The organism is Plantibacter sp. VKM Ac-2876, assembly GCF_015350715.1.
Taxonomy (GTDB): domain Bacteria; phylum Actinomycetota; class Actinomycetes; order Actinomycetales; family Microbacteriaceae; genus Plantibacter; species Plantibacter auratus.
In genome coordinates this window covers 150080-171880 of sequence record NZ_JADKSI010000001.1, presented here as the reverse complement: position 1 = coordinate 171880, position 21801 = coordinate 150080, and the positions used below count along the sequence as shown (strand labels likewise).

The following is a 21801-nucleotide window of genomic DNA, read 5'->3' as shown; positions in this document are numbered from 1 at the left end:
CGACCGCAACGAGCGTCCGGCCTACGGTGACCGCACCGAGCGTCCCGCGTACAACCGCGGCGAGCGCACCGAGCGTCCGTCCTACGGTGACCGCCCGGCTCGTCAGGGTGACCCGCGTCAGGCGAACCGCACCGACCGCCCCGCGCGTTCCTACGACGACCGTCCGAAGCGTTCCTTCGAGGAGCGTCCGGCGCGTTCGTATGACGACCGCCCCAAGCGGTCCTTCGACGACCGCCCCAAGCGCTCGTTCGACGACCGCGGCGCGTCCGACGCCGGCCGTGGCAGCGACTACTACCCGAAGCGCGACGCAGGCTCCTACACGCCCCAGGACGACGTGGTGCTCGAGCGCCTCGAGGCCGACGCGATCCAGGCCGGCGACGTCGAGGGTGTGACCTTCGAGAGCCTCGGCCTCGGCGGCAACATCGTCCGTGCGCTCGCCGAGCTCGGCGCCGACAGCCCGTTCCCGATCCAGGCGGCGACCATCCCGGACGTCATCGCAGGCCGCGACGTGCTCGGCCGTGGCCGCACCGGCTCCGGGAAGACCATCGCCTTCGGTGCCCCGCTCGTCGAGAAGCTCATGGAGAACGGCGGCGGCAAGAACCGCAAGCCGGGTCGCAAGCCCCGCGCCCTCATCCTCGCCCCGACGCGTGAGCTCGCCCTGCAGATCGACCGCACCGTGCAGCCCATCGCGCGCGCCGTCGGCCTCTTCACCACACAGATCTACGGCGGTGTCCCGCAGGGTCGCCAGGTCGGCGCACTGCAGCGCGGCGTCGACATCATCGTCGGTACGCCCGGTCGCATCGAGGACCTCATCGAGCAGGGTCGCCTCGACCTCTCGCAGGTCACCGTGACCGTCCTCGACGAGGCCGACCACATGTGCGACCTCGGTTTCCTCGAGCCCGTGCAGCGCATCCTGCGTCGCACCGCGCCCGACGGCCAGAAGCTCCTCTTCTCCGCCACCCTCGACAAGGGTGTCGCAGCCCTCGTCAACGAGTTCCTCCCGAACCCGTCGGTGCACGAGGTCGCCGGTGAGGACCAGGCGTCCTCCACGATCGACCACCGCGTGCTGGTGGTGGAGCACAAGGGCAAGGACCGCCTCATCGAGGAGCTCGTCAACCGCACCGAGAAGACCCTCGTGTTCGCCCGCACCCGGGCGTACGCCGAGCGTCTCGCGGAGCAGCTCGGCATGGCGGGCATCCCCGCCGTCTCGCTCCACGGCGACCTCAACCAGGCGCGCCGCACGCGCAACCTGGAGAAGCTCACCTCGGGTCGGGTCAACGTGCTCGTCGCCACCGACGTCGCCGCACGCGGCATCCACGTCGACGACATCACGCTCGTCGTGCAGGCCGACGCCCCGGACGAGTACAAGACGTACCTGCACCGTGCCGGCCGCACCGGTCGTGCCGGCAAGATCGGTCGCGTCGTCACGATCATCCCCAAGGCCCGTCGCCGCCGGATGACCGAACTGCTCGACCGCGCCGAGATCGAGGCCGCGTTCGACGACGCCGCCCCCGGCGACCAGCTCGTCGAGGACATCGCCACCGCGTAGTCCGCACCGCATCAGGGACGCCCGCCGAGCTCACGCTCGGCGGGCGTTCCGCGTTCCGGTTTCGTGGACCCGAGTTCTCTTGAGCCCGAGACAGCCCGTGAGTAGGCTCACGATATATGAGTGATGCACCGAGGATGTCCGTTGCCGCTGAACTGGCGCGAGTCGTCGATGCGGCACGAAAGCCGTTGGGACGGAGACCCGTCGATGTCGCCCGTGGTGCCTCGCTGTACGCTGACGCGGTCGCGACCGTCGGAACGGTGGCGTTGGCGGGCGAGTGTCGAGCGCCGCGTGAGTCCTCCGACGGTCGGACGGTGCGATTCGATCTGTCCGACATCGACGGGCGCTGGACGAGGATGCTGGTGCTGGCGCCGGACCGACAGCGGATCGAGAGATTCCTGCAGCAGGACCTGCTCACCGTCCTCTCCGAGGGTGCGCTCATCGCGGTCAGCGGACGCTTCGAGGTATCGGGGAAGAGCGGAGAACGGCAACTCCGCGTGGAGAAGGTGAGCGCCACATCCGTGCCACATGCCGGAGCCGCATATGTGGCGCGTGCCGAGGCCGAACGATACCTGGCCGCTCAGCGAGCTGCGCGGCCCGAGCGGTTCGAGGGGCGGTCCGCCGTCAACCCGTACGCGGAATCCGGTCCCCAGATCGCGAGGCGGCTGACGGCATTGGGAATACAGGTCAAGCGCGTCGTCGTGCTGAGGCCGGCCGATTCTCAGACGAACGACGAATTCTCCGGCGGCTTCAGGAAGGCGGGACTTCGCGAGGACCACATGCCGGTGAGCTTCGACGCGGCACCGTTGTCAGCTGCGCTGGAAGCCGTGTCGTCAGACGGCGAGACCGTCGTCGCCATTCACCGTGGTGGCGGGCATTGGAGCGGCCGCGCCGCGCTCGACGATGTCCGAGTCGTCCGAGCGATCCTGGACTGCGCTGTTCCGGTTCTGACCGGAATCGGGCACTCGGCCGATCTGACGGTCAGTGACCGCGCTGCTTTCGCAGCCGCGACGACACCAACCGACCTGGGGAAGCGGATCGGTGCGATCGCCTTTGCGCAGTCGCGGCCAGCGCGCCGGGTCGAGAAGTCGTCGGCGCATCCGTCCGCACTTCATTCGCGAAACCGGGATCGACACGATGACCTCGCCCGTCAGCGGAAGCACGAAGCCGCCGAACTCAGGGCGGCGAGAGCATCCGCCGATTGGCAGTTCCACCGACGGATCGACGAGGCGAGGTCCGCGGCGATGTATCGACTGCGTGTGCGCGGAGCGATCCTCGCGATGCTGTGGGCCGTGGCGGGCGTCATCCTCGCGGGCTCGTCCCTCGCCGTGCTCGCCGGGAACTCCGCAAGTGCCCCGGTGCTGGCTTGGATGGCCGCAGGCTGCCTCCTCATGATGGCTTGCAGCGGTTCATCAGGGAGACGAGCGACGTGGGTGACCGCGAGGCAACGGAAGCGAGGATGGCCGCCGATCGATGACGAGTCGTGGTTCGTCACCGCGGCTCAGGTGCGAACTCCGAGACAATTCCGACGGCACTTCGCCGAATGAGCCGTCGCGTAGACGTGCCGCCCCGCCAAGCGACCGCTACCGGGTGAGGGCAGCCCGCTCGTCGTCGCGCGGCGCGAGGACGACGGCGTCGTCGACCCCGTCGAAGGTCCGGACCGGACGGGTGGCGTCCCAACGCTGCCAGCCCGGGTCCCCTGTCTTCGCGAACGCGACCCAGGCGTCGTGCATCGCGGTCGCGAGCGACTGCGGGGCGGACGAGCCCGCCATGCGGACCGCCTCCGGGGAGTCGAGGTGGTCGAAGACGAAGCCGATCTCCATCGCGTGGGCCGCACCGAGCTCTCCCTCGCCGTCCCCACCGACCGGGCTCCGCCAGGCGAACTCGTACACCCAGGTGTCCGAGCCGTTGTCGGCGCGTGCGTCCGCCAGTTGATTGAGCGGGACGCGGAGCAGGATGTCGGTGGCGATCGCCCCGAGGATCTCGCCGGACTTCGCTTTCGGACGGTTGCGGCGGAAGGTCCGCACAGCCGAAGCACTGACCCCGAAGCGCAGTCGCGCCGCGAACAGCTGGAGGCGCGTGATCCGCCGGGCGATGCCGGTCGGGACGAGGAACAGTCGGTGCTCCTCCGTCGTCGTCCCGATGAGCACGGGGATGTCGGCGGAGCCGCCCGACACCAGGGCGTCCAGCGGACTCATCGGCGCGAGTGGCGACGACGTCGTGATCGAGAACCCCGGACCGCCGGTCAGCGGGTTGCCTCCGCCCATCACCCGCTCCTGGGCCCCGACGAGTCCCTCGGGCGGCACACGGCGGAAGCCGGCCCTGGTGGTCGGCACGCCGAGGTCCTTGGCCATGAGCTTCGAGATCCGGCCGGAGCGCTCTCGGGGTTCCGAGCGCAGCGGGCCGCTCTGGATGATCGCCCGTCGCATCACGGACGAGGCGTCCGGGTGTGCGAGGAGTGCCGCGACCGAGGCCCCGCCCGCGGATTCGCCGAAGACGGTGACGTTGTCGGGGTCACCGCCGAACCGGGCGATCTCGTCCTGCACCCACGTCAACGCCGCGAGTTGGTCGGCGAGACCGAGGTTCAGCGGTACGTCGTCGAGCACCGAGAACCCCTCGGACCCGAGGCGGTAGTTGATGGAGACGAGGACGACGCCGTCGCGAGCGAACGCGGTGCCGTCGTACGAGTCGAGCGCGTTGGAGCCGTGCACGAGCGAGCCACCGTGGATCCACACCATGACCGGGAGCGGGGTGTCCGACCGCTCGGCCGGGGTCCAGACGTTGAGGTTCAGGATCTCGTTGCCCGGCACCGTCACCGTGGCGAGCAGCTCGCCGACCGCGCCGGTGTAGGGCGGCTGCGGGGCGGTCGCTCCGGGGCGGGTCGCATCGCGGGCGTCCTCCCAGGGGACGACCGGCTGGGGGAGTCGGAAGCGGTCGTCGCCGAACGGTGCCGCCGCGTAGGGGATACCGAGGAATCGGGAGACACCCGCTTCGGTGACCCCGGTGATCGGGCCGCTGCCGATGGTGACGGTGACCGGCGTCGATCCGTCGCGCGCAGGGATCGGTTCGCCGGTCGGTTCCAGGCCAGGGTCGATGCTCATACGGGTCCGTTCGTCGATGCTCGGGTGACCAACTGTATCGACGCCGCGTGTGCGGAAGACTGGGCTGATGCAGATCCGTCCCTTCACGCCTTCCGACACCGAGCCCGTCATCGCCCTCTGGCACACCGTCGGGATCACCCGACCGTGGAACGACCCGGCGAAGGACATCGAGCGCAAGTCGACGACGCAGCCCGAGCTGTTCCTCGTCGCCACCGACGGCGACGGCGCCCTCGTCGGCACGGCGATGGTGGGGTACGACGGCCACCGCGGGTGGGTGCACTACCTGGCGGTGTCGCCGGCCCAGCAGGGCGGCGGGCTCGGACGGCGGCTCATGGTCGAGGCCGAGCGTCTGCTCATCGAACTCGGGTGCCCGAAGATCAACCTCATGGTCCGGACGGGCAACGACCGCGTGATCGGGTTCTACGAGGCGCTCGGGTACGGCACCGACGAGGTCGCGCTGCTCAGCAAGCGGCTCATCCCCGACGCCTGACGCTCCCGGTCAGAAGAGGGTCGGCTGGACCTGCAGGCCGGTGGTGACGAACTCGGGGGCGCGCTTGCGCAGCTCGGCCCGCTCGCCGTACCCGTCGCGCAGCATGCCGAGCGCCGACGAGCGGACACCCCCGGTGGCGGGGTCCTCGGTGCCGCGCTCGAGCCCGTGATCGCGGATCATCGGGCGGATGCGCGCGGCCAGCCACTTCCGGTACTCCTTCGGGGCGTAGGCGCCGTCGGCATACATCGAGGTGTAGCGGTCGACGAGCTCGGGGTGCTCCCGCGACAGCCACTGCATGAACCAGGGTTTGACGCCGGCCTTCAGGTACAGGGTCGAGAAGAGGACGGTGCTCGCGCCGGCCTCGCGGATGCGCGACAGGGCGAGGTCGAGGTGGTCGACGGTGTCGGTCAGGTAGGGGAGGATCGGCATCATGAAGACCCCGACGTCGAAGCCGAGGTCGGCAGCGGCGCGGACGGTCGCGAGTCTGGCCGCCGCCGTCGGGGTGCCGGGTTCGATCGACTGCTGGAGCTCGTCGTCGTAGATGGCGATCGACATGGCGAGGTCGACCGGTACGCGCTGAGCGACCTCGGACAGGAGGGGCAGGTCGCGCCGGAGCAGCGTGCCCTTCGTCAGGATCGAGAACGGGGTTCCCGAGTCGGCGAGGGCCTTGATGATCCCCGGCATGAGGCGGTACTTGCCCTCGGCGCGCTGGTACGGGTCGGTGTTCGTGCCGAGTGCCACCGGGTGCCTGCCCCAGCTCGCCTTCGCGAGCTCCTTCTCGAGGACCTCGGCGACGTTCACCTTGACGATGAGCTGCGAGTCGAAGTCCTTCCCGGCGTCGAGGTCCAGATATGTGTGAGTCGGTCTAGCGAAGCAGTAAAAACACGCATGCGAGCATCCCCGATAGGGGTTGATGGTCCACCCGAACGGCATCACGGACTGGCCGGGTACGCGGTTGAGTGCGGACTTCGCGAGCACCTCGTGGAAGGTGATCCCGGCGAACTCGGGCGTCTGGACGCTGCGCACGAGGTTGTTCAGCTTCGCGAGGCCCGGCAGCGCCGACGTCGTCTCAACCCCGAGTTCCTGTCCGCTCCACCGCATGCCTCCATTAGAACATATGTTCGAGTGCTCCGGGTGACTCCGGACGATCAGTTCCGGATGACGGGGCCCGGTCCGGCGGTGAGGCTCCACCAGAGGAGGGCAGCACTCACGAGCCAGAAGGCGACCATGAAGCACCAGTCGCGGGTCCGGAAGGGGATGCGGGTCCGCTCCGTGCGCTGCGGATGGGCACCGAACGCGCGGGAGTCCATGGCGAGCGCGACCCGCTCCGCGTGGCGGATGGCACCGGCCAGCAGCGGCACGACGGCGCCGGCGGCGCGGCGGACGGCGGCGATCGTTCCGCGACCCTCGGCCATGCCGCGGACCCGGTGGGCGGAACGGATCACCTCCAGCTCGTGCCCGAACCGCGGCACGAACCGGTAGGCGGCGAGCGCCGTGTACCCGATCCGGTAGGGCACGTGCAGCTGCTGGATCATCGCGCGGACGAACTCCGGGCCGGTCGAGGTGAGGCCGCCGATGCAGGCGAGGACGAGGAGGGCCGCGAGCCGCAGTGCCGTTGCGAGGCCGACGAGCAGCGCGCCGAGGAAGAACCGGTAGTCGCCGACCTGGAACAGTAGGACGGACTGGTCGACGCGGCTCGGGTCGGTCCACAGGCCGAAGCTGAACGACATGATCGCGACGAGGAGCGGCAGCGCCACGAAGAGTAGGAGGGCGACCGTCCGCGTCAGGCTGGCTCCGACGAGGATGACGACGACCGCGAGGGCGATGAACAGCGCCGGCGTGACCGGGTCCCTCGTGAACGCGAGCAGGATCATCACCGGGAGCGGAGCGCCGAGTTTCGCGAGCGGGTTCAACCGGTACAGGAATCGACCGGCCGGTGCCGTGCTCGACGCGTACGGGTCGATCGTCGTGGCGCTCATCGGGCGGCCGCCCCGGGCAGGTCGTCGAGTCTCGACAGGTGCCGCCAGTCGGGGTGGTTCGTCAGCGAGCGCATCGCCTGGGCGAGCGGCGGTGGCCGGAGCCCCGCGCGGCGCAGGAGCTCCTCGTCGCCGAGGACCACGGCGGTCGTGTCGTGGGCGAGCAGGCGACCGTCGGCCATGACCGCGACGTGACTCGCGTGATCGGCGACGAGCTGGAGGTCGTGGGTCACGACGAGGACCGTGGTGCCCTGCGCGTTGAGTCCGGCGAGGAGGTCCAGGAGCTCGTTCGCCCGCGCCCGGTCCTGACCGAAGGTCGGTTCGTCGAGCGCGAGCACCGGAGCTCCGGCGATGAGGGCGCTCCCGACGGACAGCCGGCGCTTCTGGCCGCCGGAGAGGAGGAACGGGTGCACGTCGCGCGCGGATTCCAGGCCGAACCGCCGCAGCAGGTCGTCGACGCGCCGCTCGATCCCGGTGTCGTCGACGCCCCGGATCCGCAGGCCGTGCGCGAGTTCGTCATGGACGGTGTGGGCGATGAACTGGTGCTCGGGGTTCTGGAAGACGAAGCCGATGTGCGCCGCGATCGTCCGGACGTCGCTGCGCGCCGGGTCGATCCCGCCGACGTCGATGCGGCCGCGGGGTGGCCGGACCACCCCGGCGATCGCCTGGAGCAGGGTCGTTTTGCCGGCACCGTTCGTCCCGATCACCGCGAGGAAGTCACCCGCAACGACCTCGAGGCTCACCTCATGGAGGATCGGGGTGCGCCGGCGGCCGCGACCGCGTTCGACGCTGAGCCGGTCGACGCGGACCGCGACCGGTCCCTCGGCGGTGACCGGCGCGACGGCTACCGCCGGCGGCGGCGTCGGCAGCGCGATCGCGTCGAGTGCGGCGGTCAACTCGGCGGGTGTCAGGGGGAGGTTCGGCAACGCGACACCGGCCGACCGCAGACGCAGCGCGGCGAGCGTCGCGACGGGAAGCCAGACACCCATGGCGAGGAGCTCGTCGAGGTGTCCGAGCAGGACGTCGCGGGTCGGGCCGTCGAAGGCGAGCCGCCCGTCGCGATCGAGGACGACGACCCGGTCGACGAGGTCGATGGCGGCGTCGAGGTTGTGCTCGACGAGCAGGATCGCGTGCCGCTTCCCGGCGCCGTCGGGTCCGGAGACGAGTGAACGGAGGGCGGCGTAGACCTCCTCGATCCCGGCCGGATCGAGGTTCGCCGTCGGCTCGTCGAGGACGAGGAGGTCGCTCCCCATGGCCAGGGCGCAGGCGATCGCGAGTCGCTGTCGGCCTCCGCCCGAGAGCCGGTCGGGGTTCTCGGTCCGGCGCTCCCAGAGCCCGACCTGCCGGAGCGCCCGTTCGGCGCGGGACAGCACCTCCTCGACGGGGAGCAGGAGGTTCTCCGGGCCGAAGCACACCTCGTCGAGGACCGTTCCGGTGACGATCTGCGCGTCGGGGTCCTGGAACACCATCGCCACGTGCTCGCTCAGCTGCGCGACCGTCGAGGTGGACGTGTCGAGCCCGCCGGTGACCACAGCACCCTCGAACTCGGCCGGGACAGCGTGGGGGACGAGGCCGTTGAGGGCCAGCGCGAGCGTCGACTTCCCTGAGCCGCTCGGCCCGAGCAGGAGCACCACCTCACCGGGTGCGACCTGGAACGACACGTCGTCCGGGGTCCACTCCTCGCGCTCGTCGTGACGGATGCGCACCCGCCGGACGACGGTGGCGGGGTGCGTCGGCGGTACGGGGTCCACTCAGGCCCGCGTGCCGGCCGAGCCGCGGTCGCGCTGCAGGGGTTTCGCGATGGACCGCCCCACACCGGCTCTCGCGAGCGCCGCTGCGACCGCCCGCCCGAGCGCGGTGAAGGCGATCGGGCTGAGGACGAAGAGCGCGATGTAGACCGTCTGGGCGAGGGGCGCGAAGTGCTCGATCCCGAGGACGACGAGCACGGAGCCGCCGAAGACGAGTCCCGCGATGCCCGCTGCCAGGTAGAAGACCCAGGCCTTCCAGACGCGGTAGCGCGACACGGCGAAGGGGATCTCCTGCAGGAGCCCGATCGCGAGACCGGTGCCGAAGTAGCGGAAGAACCACTGCGGGCTGAACGCCGCGGAGACGAGCCCGGCGGTGAGCCCGGTCATGAGGGCCACACCACCACGTCGGAGGAGCGCCTGGGAGACGACGCCCGGCAGGAAGTACACGCCGATGATGAGGCCGTAGAGCACGGGGGCGGTCGCTGAGATCGTGCCGCCGACGTACCCGGAGACGACGAAGACGAGGCCGCCGCCGACGCCGATGGCGGCGCAGGTCAGCAGCAGTCGCGTACTCAGACGTTGCATGAGCCCACCTTCACGAGCAGCCGATCTCCTGAGGACAGCCTATCCTTTATCGGCCCGTCGAGACGCCGACGGACACCGCTCGGAACGGGGTCCCGAGCGGCCGATCCGGGCGATCAGATCGAGCGTCGGCGCGGGGTCAGACGGACGTTCGGCAAGGGCGGCGCCGGGATGCGGTCCGTGCCGTGGCCGGCGACCGAACCGAAACGCGGCGACCCCGCCTCCCAGTCCTCCCGGGCGGACTCGATGTCCTCGTGGCTGCGACCGACGAAGTTCCACCACATGACCAGCTCCTCCGGGAACGGCGTCCCTCCGAGGAGCACGAAGCGGGCACCGCTCGCGCTCCGGAGCTCGAGTCGATCGCACCCGGGCGCCAGGTAGAGCAACGGGCCGGAGCCGAGTTCGACGCCGCCGACCTCGACCACTCCGTCGAGCACGAGGACGCCATGCTCGAAGGCCGGATCCACCGGCACCTCGACGACGGTGTCGGCCTCGAGGGTCACGTCGGCACCGAGCAGGGGCGAATGGACGGTCGCGGTCGACGTCACCCCGCCGAGCGTGCCGACGAGGACGGTCGCCTCCAGGCCCGGAGCGCGGTGGACGGGCAGGTCCGTGTGCTGCTCGAACGCCGCCGGCACCGAGGCGGCGGCCTCAGGGAGCGCCACCCACAACTGGAGGCCGTGCATCGCAGCCGCCTCCTCGCCCACCGAGAACTCGGAGTGCGACACGCCTCGGCCGCTCGTCATGAGGTTGAGCTCGCCCGGGCGGACGACCACGTCGCTGCCCACGCTGTCGCGGTGGCGGATGTCGCCGACGAGCGGCCACGTCACGGTCTGCAGGCCGGTGTGCGGATGCGGCAGCACGCGCATCAGCGAGCGGTCCTCGTCGAAGCGGTCGAGGAAGCACCAGGCGCCGATCATCGGCAGCTCGCGCTGCGGGAGGGTGCGATGGACGCTCAGGCCGCGGACGCCGCCGAGGGGGACCTCGCGGGCCTCGAGGATTCTCGTCCCGGATCCGTCAGGTGCGTGGCAGACGCTGGGGACCGGGTCGGCGTCGAGTCTCGTCATGAGCGCCTCCTTATCACGGACAACGCTACTCCCGCTCGGCCTGACCTCGGCCCGCACCGACGTGGTTGACTGGGCGCGGGGCTCGTCCGGCTCCGCCGCTGCCGAGATTGGGGATCCCATGGGCCTGTTCGACAAGCATGAGGACGCACCGGAGCCGCTCGCCCGCGGCCTCTGGCACGACCGCATCGGCACGTTCGCGACCCGGAGCATCCAGACGCTCGCCATCGTCGCGGTCGCCGCGCTGATCGTCTTCGCGCTGACCCAGCTCTCGCTCGTGATGATCCCCGTCGTCATCGCGCTCATCCTCGCCTCGGCGATCTACCCGCTGATGCGGTGGATGCGGTCGAAGGGGCTCCCGTCGATCCTCGCCACCTGGATCGCCCTCGTCTCGATCCTGGTCGTCCTCGGCGGCATCGGGTGGCTCATCGTCTGGGCCGTTCGCAGCCAGTGGGACGACCTCGTCGACTCCGCCTCGAAGGGCTTCGGCCAGCTGCAGGACTGGCTCGGCACCCTGCCGTTCGACATCGACGAGAAGCAGATCGAGGACGCCAAGCAGACCGCGGTCGACTTCCTCACCTCGAGCCAGTTCGGCAGCGGGGCACTCGCCGGCGTCTCCGCGACGGCGAGCTTCCTCACCGGCCTGGTGCTCATGGTCGTCGTCCTGTTCTTCTTCCTCAAGGACGGGCCGCGGCTCTGGGAGTTCCTGCTCCGCCCCTTCACCGGAACCGCGTACGACCGTGCCAAGCGCATCGGCGGCAAGACGGTGGACACCCTCGGCGGGTACGTGCGCGGCACCGCCACGATCGCGGCCGTCGACGCGATCGGCATCGGCATCGGCCTCGCGATCATCGGGGTCCCGCTCGCCCTGCCGCTCAGCGTCATCGTGTTCCTGACCGCCTTCATCCCGATCGTCGGTGCGACCGCCGCGGGCATCCTGGCGGCGCTCGTCGCCCTCGTCGCCAACGGTCCGGTCGCCGCCCTCATCGTCGTCGGCATCGTCGTGCTCGTGAACCAGCTCGAGGGCAACTTCCTCCAGCCCGTCGTCATGGCACGCTCGCTCAAGCTGCACGCCCTCGTCGTCCTCCTCGCCCTGACCGCCGGCACCATCCTCGGCGGCATCGTCGGCGCGGTCCTCGCCGTCCCGATCGCCGCGGTCGCCTGGGGCATCGTCGGTGTCTGGAACGGTCCGGACCAGCCGGCCGAGCCCATGCGGCAGAAGCGACCCGAGTCCGTCTGAGCGAGGCCGTCAGGGCCGTGGGTCCGCCCGCCGGATAGCATGTGATCGTGGACCCCCACGATCTCCTCGGCCTCGTCTTCGAGGTCTTCACCTGGATCGGCTTCGGCAGCGCCGTCGCCGTGCTGCTCGTCATGCTCATCGCGCGGGCGGCGGACGGCAGCTGGGTGGAGACGCACGGGGTCATCGTGGACCTGCCGGAGGACGCGGGCGGCGGGGACGTCGATCGCGGTCCGGGGCGCGAGGTCCGCTGGATGACGGAGGCGGCCGAGCTGTACTCACGGCCCGTCACGGATGCGGAGTTCGACGCCCTGCGCGACCCCGAGGAGCCGAACGTCTTCTACGCCCGTCGGGAACCGTCGCGCGCACGCTTCCGCCGGACGGCCGATCACACGAGAGCGCTCCGGCTGCTCTTCGGCGTGACCTTCGGCATCGGCGTCGTCTGCTCCATCGCCTCGATCGTCCTGCTGTTCGTCGCCGACACCGGGTCCTGAGCACCCGCTCCCCGGTCCTTGAGCTCCCCTCCCCGGTCCCTGAGCTCCCCTCCCCGGTCCCTGAGCCTGTCGAAGGGCGACGCTCGGGTAGGCTGTGTGCACGAGCGTCGACACCTGGTCCGCTCGCTCTCCCGGAGGCATCGCATGACGGAACGGTGGGCCCGTGTCGCCCGCGGCACCGCCGCAGCCGCGTTCGCCACCTTCGCCGCCGCCCTCTCGCACACGATCGGCGGGGCCGCCGCGCCGTCGGCGTTCGTGCTCCTGGTCGGTGGCACCTTCGCCGTCCTGGTCTGCGTCCTCCTCGCCGGCCGACGCATCACCGCACTCGGGGTCATCGCCTCCGTGCTCGTGAGCCAGCTCGGCTACCACGCGCTCTTCACCCTCGTCCCGAGCACCGTCAGTGCCACGGTCGCATCCGGCGGCGCGACCGGCCCCGCCGACTGGCACCGGCACGGTGTCGTCGAACTCGCGACCGGCGGCGTCACCGCGGCGCACACCCACGGCGACACCACGATGTGGGCGGCGCACCTCGTCGCGGCCGTCGCGACCATCGCAGCCATCCTGTTCGCCGAACGCGCGACACTCGCAGCGCTCGCCGCTCTGACCGTCCGGATCCTCGCCCGCCGCGCGGCACCGACGCACCTCGTCCCCGCGCCCCGCCGGGTGCGCTGGGTCCGCGTCAACCGTCGTCCCCGCAACCTCGGGGTGGTCCTGCTCCACCTGCGACACCGCGGTCCGCCGGCGCTCGCCGCCGCCTGACCGACGCACCACCCTCCGACCGGGACGGGTGCGGTGCGTGGCCGGGTCGGCCCCGACGCAGCAGCACCCTTCGGCGCGCCATCCGGCGTGAGCCATCCCTTTCCGCACGCTCGACGCCGTGCGGATCAGTCGACAGGACGATCATGAACGCAACCACCCCCCGCCCGACCTTCCGCAAGCCCGCCGTGCTCGGTGCCGTCGCCATCGGCGCCGGAGCGCTCCTCGCGGTCGGCGCACCACTCGCCGCCAGCGCCCACGTCAGCGTCACGCCGACCTCCACGGCCGCCGGCTCCTACACGGTGCTGAGCTTCGCCGTCGGTCACGGCTGCGACGGCTCGCCCACGACGAGCCTCTCCTTCGAGATCCCCGAGGAGATCAACGCCGTGACGCCGACGGTCAACCCGAACTGGACCATCGACAAGCAGATGGCCCCGCTCGCGAAGCCCATCACCGACAGTCACGGTGAGCAGCTCGCCGAGCGCGTCGGCACGGTCGTCTACACGGCCAAGACGCCGCTCGCCGACGGCTACCGCGACACCGTCTCCTTCCAGGTCCAGCTGCCGGCCGACGCCGAGGGCAAGACCCTCGTCTTCCCGGTGACGCAGACGTGCGAGGTCGGCCAGACCGACTGGACCGACGTCGCGAAGGACGGTCAGACCGAGGACGACCTCGAGTCGCCGGCGCCGGTCGTCGTCGTGACCGCTGCCGAGGCCGGCGACCACCACGGTGGCGCCGCCATGGACGACGACGGTGACGGCGACCACACCGAGGCCGCCGCCGCGACCGACGCCGGCACCACCGACGTGCTGGGCCGCGTGCTCGGTATCGCCGGTCTCGTCGTCGGTGCCGCCGGCATCGTCATCGCCGCCTCCGCACGCCGCGCAGCGTCCGACGCGAAGCGCCAGGCCTGATGACGGTCTCCCGTCGTCGCCGTCTCGTCGGCACCGCTGCGACCGCGTTCCTCGCGGTCGCAGCGGTGCTCGCCGTGGCCCAGCCGGCCTCAGCGCACAACAGCATCATCTCGACGACGCCGGCCGAGGGGTCGACGATCACGGAGCAGCCGGAGCAGCTCGTCATCACGACGAACGACAACCTGCTCGACCTCGGGGAAGCCGGCCAGTCCAACCAGATCCAGGTGACCGGTCCCGGCGACGAGCGGCTGTACTACGGCACCGCGTGCGCAGCCGTGAACGGCCCAGCGCTCGTCATGCCGCTGCAGCTCGGGCAACCCGGCGAGTACACCGTCGTCTGGCAGCTCGTCTCGACCGACGGCCACCCGCTGTCGGGCAGCTACACCTTCGAGTGGGCACCGGCCGAAGGCCAGGAGCTCGCCGTGGGCAGTGCGAAGCCCGCGTGCGCGACGAGCGGTGCCTCCACGGTCGAGCCCTCGTCGGAGGCGGGCGGTGTCGAGCCGGAGTCGTCCTCTGGCGGGCTCAGTGGCGATGTGTGGTGGATCGTCGGCGCGATCGGCGTCGTCCTGATCGCCGGCATCGGCGTCCTGCTCGTGACCCGGCGGAAGCCGGAGCCGACCTCGGACGACCACGGTACGGACGCCCCCGCGCCCTGAGCCGCACCCGTTCCGGTCCCTGAGCGTGTCGAAGGGTCCCGACACAACGGAACAGCCCCGCCATCCTCGAGAGGATGGCGGGGCTGTCGCTGTTACCGGTGTAGCGTGCGGGTGAACCCGCGGTCGGCTACTTTGCCGGCGGCATCAGCACCGAGTCGATGAGGTACACGGTCGCGTTGGCGGTCTTCACGCCACCGCAGATGACCTTGGCACCGTTGACGGTGATGTTGTCGCCCGAGCCCTCGACCTTGACGGTTCCACCCTCGACGGTGGTCTGCTCACCATCGATGTCGGACGGAGCGATCTGGCCGGGGATCACGTGGTACGTGAGGATCGAGGTCAGCGTCGCGGCACCCTCAGGCGTCTTGAGGCTGTCGATCGTCGCGGCGTCGATCTTCTTGAACGCGTCGTCGACCGGGGCGAAGACGGTGAACTCGGAGCCGTTCAGCGTGTCGACGAGGTTGACGTCGGGGTTCAGCTGGCCGGAGACGGCAGCGGTGAGCGTGGTCAGCAGCGGGTTGTTGGACGCGGCGACGGCGACGGGGTCGGCCGACATGCCGGCGACGGAGCCTGCACCGTCCGGGACAGCCTCGGCGTAGGCGGCGCAGCCCGAGCCGACGAGGTCCGCTGCGGGGTCGGCGGTCATGCTCGACTCGGAGGGAGCGGAGCTCGGCTCCATCGAGGAACCGCTGTCGGAGCTGGAGCCGCTGGAACAGGCTGCGAGGCCGAAGGTCGCGACGGCGGCGAGTGCGAGCACTGCCATGTGGTTTCGCTTGATGGTACGCATGTGATTCTCCTTTGATGACGGTTGGACCGGCTGTTCGAGTGCCTCTCAGAACCGGCCCTCGATGACACTTCGGAGCCCCCACGGGGGTGGTTTGGAAAAAGATCCGATCGCGTGTCGGACGGGGTCGCGCATTAAGAGGAGCGAAATTCTTCGGATCCGTTCCTGTGGAGGCGCACCGGGGTGTCAGCCGCTGCGGCTACGATCGACGGATGAGCTGGAGCACCGAACCCGACTGGATCCCGGACGACGCGGACGCTCCCGACGACTTCGACGCCCCACCGCCCGACGACGCGTACCTCGGCGGCGGTGTCGCGTGGGGGAGCGGAGCGGTCGCGTCCGCTCCAGCCGCGGCTCCGGTGGCGGCCCGCGCGGCAGGCCAGAAGTTCGCCACGGCCCAGGAGGCACTCCACACCGTCTTCGGGTACGACGCGTTCCGCGGCGAGCAGCAGCAGATCATCGAGCAGGTCGCCGGCGGCGGCGACGCGGTCGTCCTCATGCCGACGGGTGGAGGCAAGAGCCTCTGCTATCAGATCCCCGCGCTGCTCCGGCCGGGCACCGGCATCGTCGTCTCCCCGCTCATCGCCCTCATGCAGGACCAGGTCGACGCACTCCTCGCCGTCGGCGTCCGCGCCGCGTTCCTCAACTCGACGCAGGATCCCGCTGAGCGCTCCCGGGTCGAACAGGCCTACCTCGCCGGCGAGCTCGACCTCCTCTACGTCGCGCCGGAGCGGCTGAGCTCCGAGGCGACGCGACGGTTCCTCGGCCAAGGCACCATCGCCCTGCTCGCGATCGACGAGGCGCACTGCGTGTCGCAGTGGGGGCACGACTTCCGCCCCGATTACCTCATGCTCGGCGAGCTCGCCGAACGCTGGCCCGACGTCCCGCGCATCGCGCTCACCGCGACGGCCACCGAGGCGACGCACCAGGAGATCACGCAGCGGCTCCACCTCGGCGAGGCGAAGCACTTCGTCTCGAGCTTCGACCGCCCGAACATCCAGTACCGGATCGTCGGCAAGAACGAGGTCCGCAAGCAGCTCGTCGCGTTCGTGAAGGAGCAGCCGGCCGGCACCGCCGGGATCGTCTATTGCCTGAGCCGCAAGACGGTGGAGCAGACGGCGCAACTCCTCCGAGACAACGGGGTGGACGCCGTGGCGTACCACGCCGGACTCGACGCCTCCGTGCGAGCGGCTGCGCAGTCCCGCTTCCTCCGTGAGGACGGCGTCGTGGTCGTCGCGACCATCGCCTTCGGCATGGGGATCGACAAGCCGGACGTCCGCTTCGTCGCCCACGTCGACCTCCCGAAGAGCGTCGAGGGCTACTACCAGGAGACCGGCCGTGCGGGGCGCGACGGCGAGCCGTCCATCGCCTGGCTCGCCTACGGCCTCCAGGACGTCGTCCAGCAGCGGCGGATGATCGCCGAGTCACCGGGCGACCTCGCGCACCAGCGCAACCTCAGCGCCCACCTCGACGCGATGCTGGCCCTCTGCGAGACCGTCGACTGCCGTCGGGTCAACCTGCTGCGCTACTTCGGTCAGCCCTCCACGCCGTGCGGCAACTGCGACACCTGCCTCGAACCGCCGGTCACCTGGGACGGCACCGTGCCGGCGCAGAAGCTCCTCTCGACGATCGTGCGCCTGAAGCGCGAGCGCAACCAGTCCTTCGGCGCTGGGCAGATCATCGACATCCTCCGCGGCAAGCGGACCGACCGCGTCGCCCAGCAGCGGCACGACGAACTCGCGACCTTCGGCATCGGCGAGGACCTCAGCGACCAGGAGTGGCGCGGCGTCGTCCGTCAGTTGCTCGCACGCGACCTCCTGGCCACCGTCGGCGAGTACGGCACGCTCGGCCTCACCGAGGGGAGCGCCGAGGTGCTCGCCGGGAACCGGCCGGTCGCCATGCGTCGCGAGCCGGAACGCGCCGCGCGCTCCTCGTCGAGGTCGTCCTCCCGCTCGTCGACCGCGAACGCCGAGCTCGAACCGGCCGCGGCGGAGCTGTTCCAGGCCCTGCGTGCCTGGCGGGCCGGGGTGGCGAAGGAGCAGGGCGTCCCCGCCTACATCGTCTTCGGCGACGCGACCCTGCGGGAGGTCGCGACGGCGAAGCCCGACTCGCTCGGTGCGCTCGACGGCATCAGCGGCATCGGCGCGAAGAAGCTCGACGCCTACGGACAGGCGCTCATCGAGGTCGTCGCCGCCAACGCCTGACGACGCTCCTGGGAGCGAGCTGCGACAGCTGTGGGGGAGGACCAAGTCGATCGACGACGATCGGGCGGGCCCTTGTCCACATCCCACAGGCGCTTTCGCCCATCGTTATGACAGTCCTACCATTGTGGGAGGTCTTCATGGGTGAAAGGCAGGACACAGCGATGGTCGACACAGCGATCCGGACGAGCGTCAGCGGTACCACGGCAGCGACGGTCGAGGTGGCGCCGTCCGACGCGCGGATCGACGTCCCCGCGCTCGCGCACCAGCTGCTCGGCACCTGGCCGGAGGCCCGTGTCGCCTCGCGCGCACTGGCAGCCAAGCCGGAGATGCAGCGCATCGAGGGCCAGTCGATGGACGACCACCGCGACCGCGTCTTCCACCAGCTCAAGCTCCTCGTCGAGAACGGCCAGGTACTCAAGGCGTTCCCGACGCGCCTCGGCGGCGCCGACGACCACGGCGGGAACATCGCCGGGTTCGAGGAGCTCGTCCTCGCCGACCCGTCCCTCCAGATCAAGTCCGGTGTCCAGTGGGGCCTCTTCGGTGCGGCGATCCTGCACCTCGGCACCGAGCCGCACCACGACGCGTTCCTGCCCGGCGCGATGAACCTCGACGTCCCCGGTGCCTTCGCGATGACGGAGTCCGGTCACGGCTCCGACGTCGCCTCGATCGCGACCACCGCGACGTACGACCCGGAGACCCAGGAGTTCGTCATCGACACCCCGTTCCGCGCGGCGTGGAAGGACTACCTCGGCAACGCGGCCGTGCACGGCAAGGCCGCGACCCTGTTCGCGCAGCTCATCACGAACGGCGTGAACCACGGCGTCCACTGCTTCTACGTGCCCATCCGCGACGACGAGGGAGCCTTCCTCCCCGGGATCGGCGGCGAGGACGACGGCCTGAAGGGTGGGCTCAACGGCATCGACAACGGCCGGCTGCACTTCACCGGCGTCCGCGTGCCGCGCACCAACCTCCTCAACCGCTACGGCGACGTCGCCGAGGACGGCACCTACTCCTCTCCCATCAAGAGCCCCGGGCGACGCTTCTTCACCATGCTCGGCACGCTCGTCCAGGGCCGGGTGTCCCTCGACGGAGCAGCGACGTCGGCCTCCGCCCTCGCCCTGCAGATCGCGATCACCTACGGCAGTGAGCGTCGGCAGTTCAACGCGGGCAGCGACACCCAGGAGGAGGTCATCCTCGACTACCAGCGCCACCAGCGCCGGCTCCTGCCGCGCCTCGCGACGACGTACGCGCAGATCTTCGCCCACGACCGGCTGCTCGTGAAGTTCGACGAGGTGTTCAGCGGCAAGGCCGATTCGGACGACGACCGTCAGGACCTCGAGACGCTCGCGGCTGCCCTCAAGCCGCTGTCGACCTGGCACGCGCTCGACACGCTCCAGGAGGCGCGCGAGGCGTGCGGTGGCAACGGCTTCCTCGCGGAGAACCGCCTCACCGGCCTGCGCGCCGACCTCGACGTCTACGCGACGTTCGAGGGCGACAACAACGTGCTGCTGCAACTCGTCGCCAAGCGCCTACTCACCGACTACAGCCGGAAGTTCGCGAAGGTCGACGCCGGTGCGCTCGCCCGCTACGTCGTCGAGCAGGCGACCGACCGCGCCGTGCACAGCAGCGGACTCCGGAGCCTCGCGCAGACCGTGAAGGACTTCGGGTCCACCGCACGCTCGGTGAGCCAGCTGCGCGACACGAACGTCCAGCGCGAGCTGCTGACCGAGCGCGTCGAGTCGATGATCGCCGAGGTCGCGACGAAGCTGCGCGGCGCGAACAAGCTCTCGAAGCAGGCCGCGTCCGACCTGTTCAACGCACACCAGAACGAACTCATCGAGGCGGCACGCGCCCACGGCGAGCTTCTGCAGTGGGAGGCGTTCACCGAGGGCGTCGAGCAGATCCAGGACCCCGGCACCAAGCAGGTACTGACCTGGGTGCACGACCTCTTCGGGCTCTCGCTCATCGAGAAGCACCTCGCCTGGTACCTCATCCACGGGCGCCTCTCCCCGCAGCGCGGCCAGGCCGTCAGCGCGTACGTCGACCGTCTCATCGCCCGGTTGCGTCCGCACGCCCTCGACCTCGTCGAGGCGTTCGGCTTCGCACCCGAGCATGTGCGCGCACCCATCGCGACCGGCCAGGAGGCGCAGCGCCAGCAGGAGGCCGCCGACTACTTCGCCGAGCTCCGTGCCTCGGGCGAGGCGCCGGTCGACGAGAAGACGCTGTCCAAGAAGTCTCGCTGATCACAGCCGGTTGACGGGAGGCATATCGTCGTCGGCGCAAGGGTCCGGCGACGATATGCCTCACCTCGCGCTGCGCGATAGGGTGCCGACATGACGTTCAACGACAACGCCGACATCAGCGGGAACAAGGTCAAGCGACGGGGCCGCACGACCGGCATCGCCGTCGGTGGCGGCGCGGTCGGCGTCATCGTGATCGCCCTCATCTCGCAGTTCCTCGGGGTCGACGTGTCGGGCATCCTCGGCGGCGCGGGCGTCGGCGGGGGCCAGCAGGAGGAGAGCCAGCTCTCCGACGAGTGCCAGACCGGTGCCGACGCGAATGCGAGCGTCGACTGCCGCATGGGCGGTGCCTACTCGTCGCTCGACGCCTACTGGGCGGAGGAGCTGCCCGCGCTCGGCGCCGACTACACCTCGCCGGCCGACTTCATCATCTTCGACCAGCAGACGAACACGGGCTGCGGCGCGGCGACGAGTGCCACCGGCCCGTTCTACTGCCCGCCGGACCAGACCATCTACATCGACACCAGCTTCTACGCCGAACTGCGCGACCGCTTCGGCGCCTCGGGCGGACCGCTCGCCGAGATGTACGTCGTCGCCCACGAGTGGGGGCACCACATCCAGGCGCTCACCGGCATCATGGACCGCGCCGACCGCAGCGGTACGGGTCCGGCCTCCGACTCCGTGCGCATCGAGGTCCAGGCCGACTGCTTCGCCGGCGCATGGGTGGCCGCGGCGTCCGACACCGAGGACGCGAAGGGGGTCGCCTTCCTGAAGCCCGTGACCCAGCAGGAGATCGATGACGCCCTGAGCGCTGCGGCGGCCGTCGGTGACGACCGCATCCAGGAGGCCGCGACCGGCCAGGTGAACCCCGAGGCGTGGACCCACGGCTCCGCCGAGCAGCGGCAGCGCTGGTTCATGACCGGCTACCAGTCCGGTCCGTCCGCGTGCGACACCTTCTCGGTGTCGGCCGACCAGCTCTGACCGGCGGGCCGGGTGCGGCATGCTAGATGAGACACGTGTCGTGAACACAGGAGGAAGTGGACCGTATGGGTGAGCCGTATCCCGAGATCGAGCCGTACGAGACCGGCATGCTCGACGTCGGCGACGGGCAGTCGCTGTACTGGGAGACCTCCGGAAACCCCGACGGCAAGCCCGTCGTGTTCCTCCACGGTGGCCCGGGTGGCGCGACGAGTCCCATCCACCGCCGGCTCTTCGACCCGAAGCGGTACCGCATCGTCCTCGTCGACCAGCGCGGCTGCGGCAAGAGCACCCCGCACGCGAGCGATCCGGCCGCCGACCTGTCGACGAACACCACCTGGCACCTCGTCGCCGACCTCGAGGTGCTCCGGAAGGCGCTGAAGATCAAGCGCTGGATGGTGTTCGGCGGGTCCTGGGGCTCGACGCTCGCACTCGCGTACGCGCAGAAGCACACGAAGCGCGTCACCGAGCTCGTGCTCCGGGGTATCTTCACCCTGCGCGACGCCGAACTCGACTGGTTCTACGAGGGTGGTGCCTCCGCGGTCTTCCCCGACCTGTGGGAGGGCTACCTCGAGCCGATCCCGGTCGACGAGCGCCGCCACCTCATCGAGGCCTACCACCGTCGCCTGTTCGACGAGGACCCAGCCGTCCACGGGCCGGCGGCCGTCGCCTGGTCGCGGTGGGAGTCGTCGACCATCACCCTGTTGCCGCAGGAGGAGACCGTCGCGCGGTTCACCGACCCGCACTTCGCGGTGGCGTTCGCGCGCATCGAGAACCACTTCTTCACGAACAAGGGCTGGTTCGAACCCGAGCAGCTCATCCGCGACGCCGGCAAGCTCGCCGGAGTGCCCGGCGTGATCGTCCAGGGCCGCTACGACATGTGCACCCCGGTCTTCACCGCCTGGGACCTGCACCGGGCGTGGCCGGAGGCGGACTTCACGATCGTCCCCGACGCGGGCCACGCCTTCGACGAGCCGGGCATCCTGTCGGCGCTCATCGACGCGACGGACCGCTTCGCGAAGGACTGAGGG

19 protein-coding genes are annotated in these 21801 nt (G+C 70.5%); 12 read left to right on the top strand and 7 right to left on the bottom strand.

Annotated features, from left to right (window positions below; genetic code table 11):
* The coding region (locus tag ITJ62_RS00770; protein WP_194599307.1) for a DEAD/DEAH box helicase at positions 1–1549 on the top strand (1549 nt) is incomplete at its 5' end.
* 116 nt (positions 1550–1665) lie between these two features.
* Positions 1666–3093 (top strand): exodeoxyribonuclease VII large subunit, encoded by a 1428-nt coding sequence (locus tag ITJ62_RS00765; protein WP_194599306.1) that lies wholly within the window; start codon positions 1666–1668, stop codon positions 3091–3093.
* 36 nt (positions 3094–3129) lie between these two features.
* Here the strand turns inward: ITJ62_RS00765 and ITJ62_RS00760 are convergent, their stop codons facing one another.
* Positions 3130–4647 carry a carboxylesterase/lipase family protein gene (locus tag ITJ62_RS00760; RefSeq protein WP_194599305.1) on the bottom strand — a complete coding sequence of 506 codons (1518 nt, stop codon included), beginning with the start codon at positions 4645–4647 and terminating at the stop codon, positions 3130–3132.
* A gap of 67 nt (positions 4648–4714) precedes the next feature.
* Here ITJ62_RS00760 and ITJ62_RS00755 point away from each other — a divergent pair, with 67 nt between their 5' ends.
* Positions 4715–5137: a GNAT family acetyltransferase gene (locus tag ITJ62_RS00755; RefSeq protein ID WP_194599304.1), complete on the top strand. Its 423-nt coding sequence runs from the start codon at positions 4715–4717 to the stop codon at positions 5135–5137.
* A gap of 9 nt (positions 5138–5146) precedes the next feature.
* On the opposite strand, the gene ITJ62_RS00750 is transcribed toward ITJ62_RS00755, so the two are convergent.
* From ITJ62_RS00750 to ITJ62_RS00730, 5 genes are all read right to left on the bottom strand, one after another.
* A complete protein-coding gene (locus tag ITJ62_RS00750) occupies positions 5147–6238 on the bottom strand; it encodes an Rv2578c family radical SAM protein (RefSeq protein ID WP_194599303.1) in 1092 nt (363 codons plus the stop codon).
* A 47-nt stretch (positions 6239–6285) separates the two neighbouring features.
* Positions 6286–7116, bottom strand: coding sequence for an energy-coupling factor transporter transmembrane protein EcfT (locus ITJ62_RS00745; RefSeq protein WP_194599302.1), 831 nt, complete (start codon positions 7114–7116; stop codon positions 6286–6288).
* A complete protein-coding gene (locus tag ITJ62_RS00740; protein ID WP_194599301.1) occupies positions 7113–8864 on the bottom strand; it encodes an ABC transporter ATP-binding protein in 1752 nt (583 codons plus the stop codon). The genes ITJ62_RS00745 and ITJ62_RS00740 overlap by 4 nt, the downstream gene beginning before the upstream one ends.
* A complete protein-coding gene (locus ITJ62_RS00735) occupies positions 8865–9446 on the bottom strand; it encodes an ECF transporter S component (RefSeq protein WP_071259786.1) in 582 nt (193 codons plus the stop codon). It lies immediately after the preceding gene.
* A 113-nt stretch (positions 9447–9559) separates the two neighbouring features.
* Positions 9560–10510, bottom strand: a complete 951-nt coding sequence (locus tag ITJ62_RS00730) for a pirin family protein (RefSeq protein ID WP_194599300.1) — start codon at positions 10508–10510, stop codon at positions 9560–9562.
* 118 nt (positions 10511–10628) lie between these two features.
* Between ITJ62_RS00730 and ITJ62_RS00725 the strand changes: the two genes are divergently transcribed.
* The 5 genes from ITJ62_RS00725 (at position 10629) to ITJ62_RS00705 (ending at position 14564) form a co-directional block, all read left to right on the top strand.
* A complete protein-coding gene (locus tag ITJ62_RS00725) occupies positions 10629–11747 on the top strand; it encodes an AI-2E family transporter (RefSeq protein ID WP_194599299.1) in 1119 nt (372 codons plus the stop codon).
* Between the two features lie 47 nt (positions 11748–11794).
* The gene (locus tag ITJ62_RS00720; protein ID WP_194599298.1) at positions 11795–12238 is read left to right on the top strand and encodes a DUF3592 domain-containing protein; all 444 of its coding nucleotides are present in this window, start codon (positions 11795–11797) and stop codon (positions 12236–12238) included.
* A 144-nt stretch (positions 12239–12382) separates the two neighbouring features.
* Complete coding sequence (locus ITJ62_RS00715; RefSeq protein WP_194599297.1) at positions 12383–12997, top strand: hypothetical protein; 615 nt, start codon at positions 12383–12385, stop codon at positions 12995–12997.
* A gap of 143 nt (positions 12998–13140) precedes the next feature.
* On the top strand, positions 13141–13908 hold the full coding sequence (locus tag ITJ62_RS00710; protein WP_085511800.1) for a YcnI family protein: 768 nt from the start codon (positions 13141–13143) through the stop codon (positions 13906–13908).
* Positions 13908–14564: a copper resistance CopC family protein gene (locus tag ITJ62_RS00705; protein ID WP_194599296.1), complete on the top strand. Its 657-nt coding sequence runs from the start codon at positions 13908–13910 to the stop codon at positions 14562–14564. Before ITJ62_RS00710 ends, ITJ62_RS00705 begins: the two co-directional genes overlap by 1 nt.
* Positions 14565–14691: 127 nt before the next feature.
* Here the strand turns inward: ITJ62_RS00705 and ITJ62_RS00700 are convergent, their stop codons facing one another.
* The gene (locus ITJ62_RS00700) at positions 14692–15351 is read right to left on the bottom strand and encodes a fasciclin domain-containing protein (RefSeq protein ID WP_194599295.1); all 660 of its coding nucleotides are present in this window, start codon (positions 15349–15351) and stop codon (positions 14692–14694) included.
* Positions 15352–15560: 209 nt separating this feature from the next.
* Here ITJ62_RS00700 and recQ point away from each other — a divergent pair, with 209 nt between their 5' ends.
* The 4 genes from recQ to pip all read left to right on the top strand — a co-directional run bounded on the left by recQ (position 15561) and on the right by pip (position 21798).
* The gene (recQ, locus tag ITJ62_RS00695) at positions 15561–17552 is read left to right on the top strand and encodes a DNA helicase RecQ (protein WP_194599294.1); all 1992 of its coding nucleotides are present in this window, start codon (positions 15561–15563) and stop codon (positions 17550–17552) included.
* A gap of 161 nt (positions 17553–17713) precedes the next feature.
* Positions 17714–19795, top strand: coding sequence for an acyl-CoA dehydrogenase (locus ITJ62_RS00690; protein WP_194599293.1), 2082 nt, complete (start codon positions 17714–17716; stop codon positions 19793–19795).
* 90 nt (positions 19796–19885) lie between these two features.
* Positions 19886–20773 (top strand): neutral zinc metallopeptidase, encoded by an 888-nt coding sequence (locus tag ITJ62_RS00685; RefSeq protein ID WP_064294250.1) that lies wholly within the window; start codon positions 19886–19888, stop codon positions 20771–20773.
* Between the two features lie 65 nt (positions 20774–20838).
* Entirely contained in the window at positions 20839–21798 is a 960-nt protein-coding gene (gene pip, locus ITJ62_RS00680; protein ID WP_194599292.1) for a prolyl aminopeptidase, read from the top strand.
* The last annotated feature ends 3 nt before the right edge of the window (positions 21799–21801 follow it).

Coding starts and splice junctions, on each gene's coding strand:
- ITJ62_RS00735 (WP_071259786.1), bottom strand. CDS start 9,446: ATGCAACGTCTGAGTACGCGACTGCTGCTGACCTGCGCCGCCATCGGC.
- ITJ62_RS00690 (WP_194599293.1), top strand. CDS start 17,714: ATGGTCGACACAGCGATCCGGACGAGCGTCAGCGGTACCACGGCAGCG.
- ITJ62_RS00685 (WP_064294250.1), top strand. CDS start 19,886: ATGACGTTCAACGACAACGCCGACATCAGCGGGAACAAGGTCAAGCGA.
- ITJ62_RS00705 (WP_194599296.1), top strand. CDS start 13,908: ATGACGGTCTCCCGTCGTCGCCGTCTCGTCGGCACCGCTGCGACCGCG.
- ITJ62_RS00710 (WP_085511800.1), top strand. CDS start 13,141: ATGAACGCAACCACCCCCCGCCCGACCTTCCGCAAGCCCGCCGTGCTC.
- ITJ62_RS00745 (WP_194599302.1), bottom strand. CDS start 7,116: ATGAGCGCCACGACGATCGACCCGTACGCGTCGAGCACGGCACCGGCC.
- ITJ62_RS00750 (WP_194599303.1), bottom strand. CDS start 6,238: ATGCGGTGGAGCGGACAGGAACTCGGGGTTGAGACGACGTCGGCGCTG.
- ITJ62_RS00765 (WP_194599306.1), top strand. CDS start 1,666: ATGAGTGATGCACCGAGGATGTCCGTTGCCGCTGAACTGGCGCGAGTC.
- ITJ62_RS00755 (WP_194599304.1), top strand. CDS start 4,715: ATGCAGATCCGTCCCTTCACGCCTTCCGACACCGAGCCCGTCATCGCC.
- ITJ62_RS00725 (WP_194599299.1), top strand. CDS start 10,629: ATGGGCCTGTTCGACAAGCATGAGGACGCACCGGAGCCGCTCGCCCGC.
- recQ (WP_194599294.1), top strand. CDS start 15,561: ATGAGCTGGAGCACCGAACCCGACTGGATCCCGGACGACGCGGACGCT.
- ITJ62_RS00730 (WP_194599300.1), bottom strand. CDS start 10,510: ATGACGAGACTCGACGCCGACCCGGTCCCCAGCGTCTGCCACGCACCT.
- ITJ62_RS00700 (WP_194599295.1), bottom strand. CDS start 15,351: ATGCGTACCATCAAGCGAAACCACATGGCAGTGCTCGCACTCGCCGCC.
- ITJ62_RS00760 (WP_194599305.1), bottom strand. CDS start 4,647: ATGAGCATCGACCCTGGCCTGGAACCGACCGGCGAACCGATCCCTGCG.
- ITJ62_RS00715 (WP_194599297.1), top strand. CDS start 12,383: ATGACGGAACGGTGGGCCCGTGTCGCCCGCGGCACCGCCGCAGCCGCG.
- pip (WP_194599292.1), top strand. CDS start 20,839: ATGGGTGAGCCGTATCCCGAGATCGAGCCGTACGAGACCGGCATGCTC.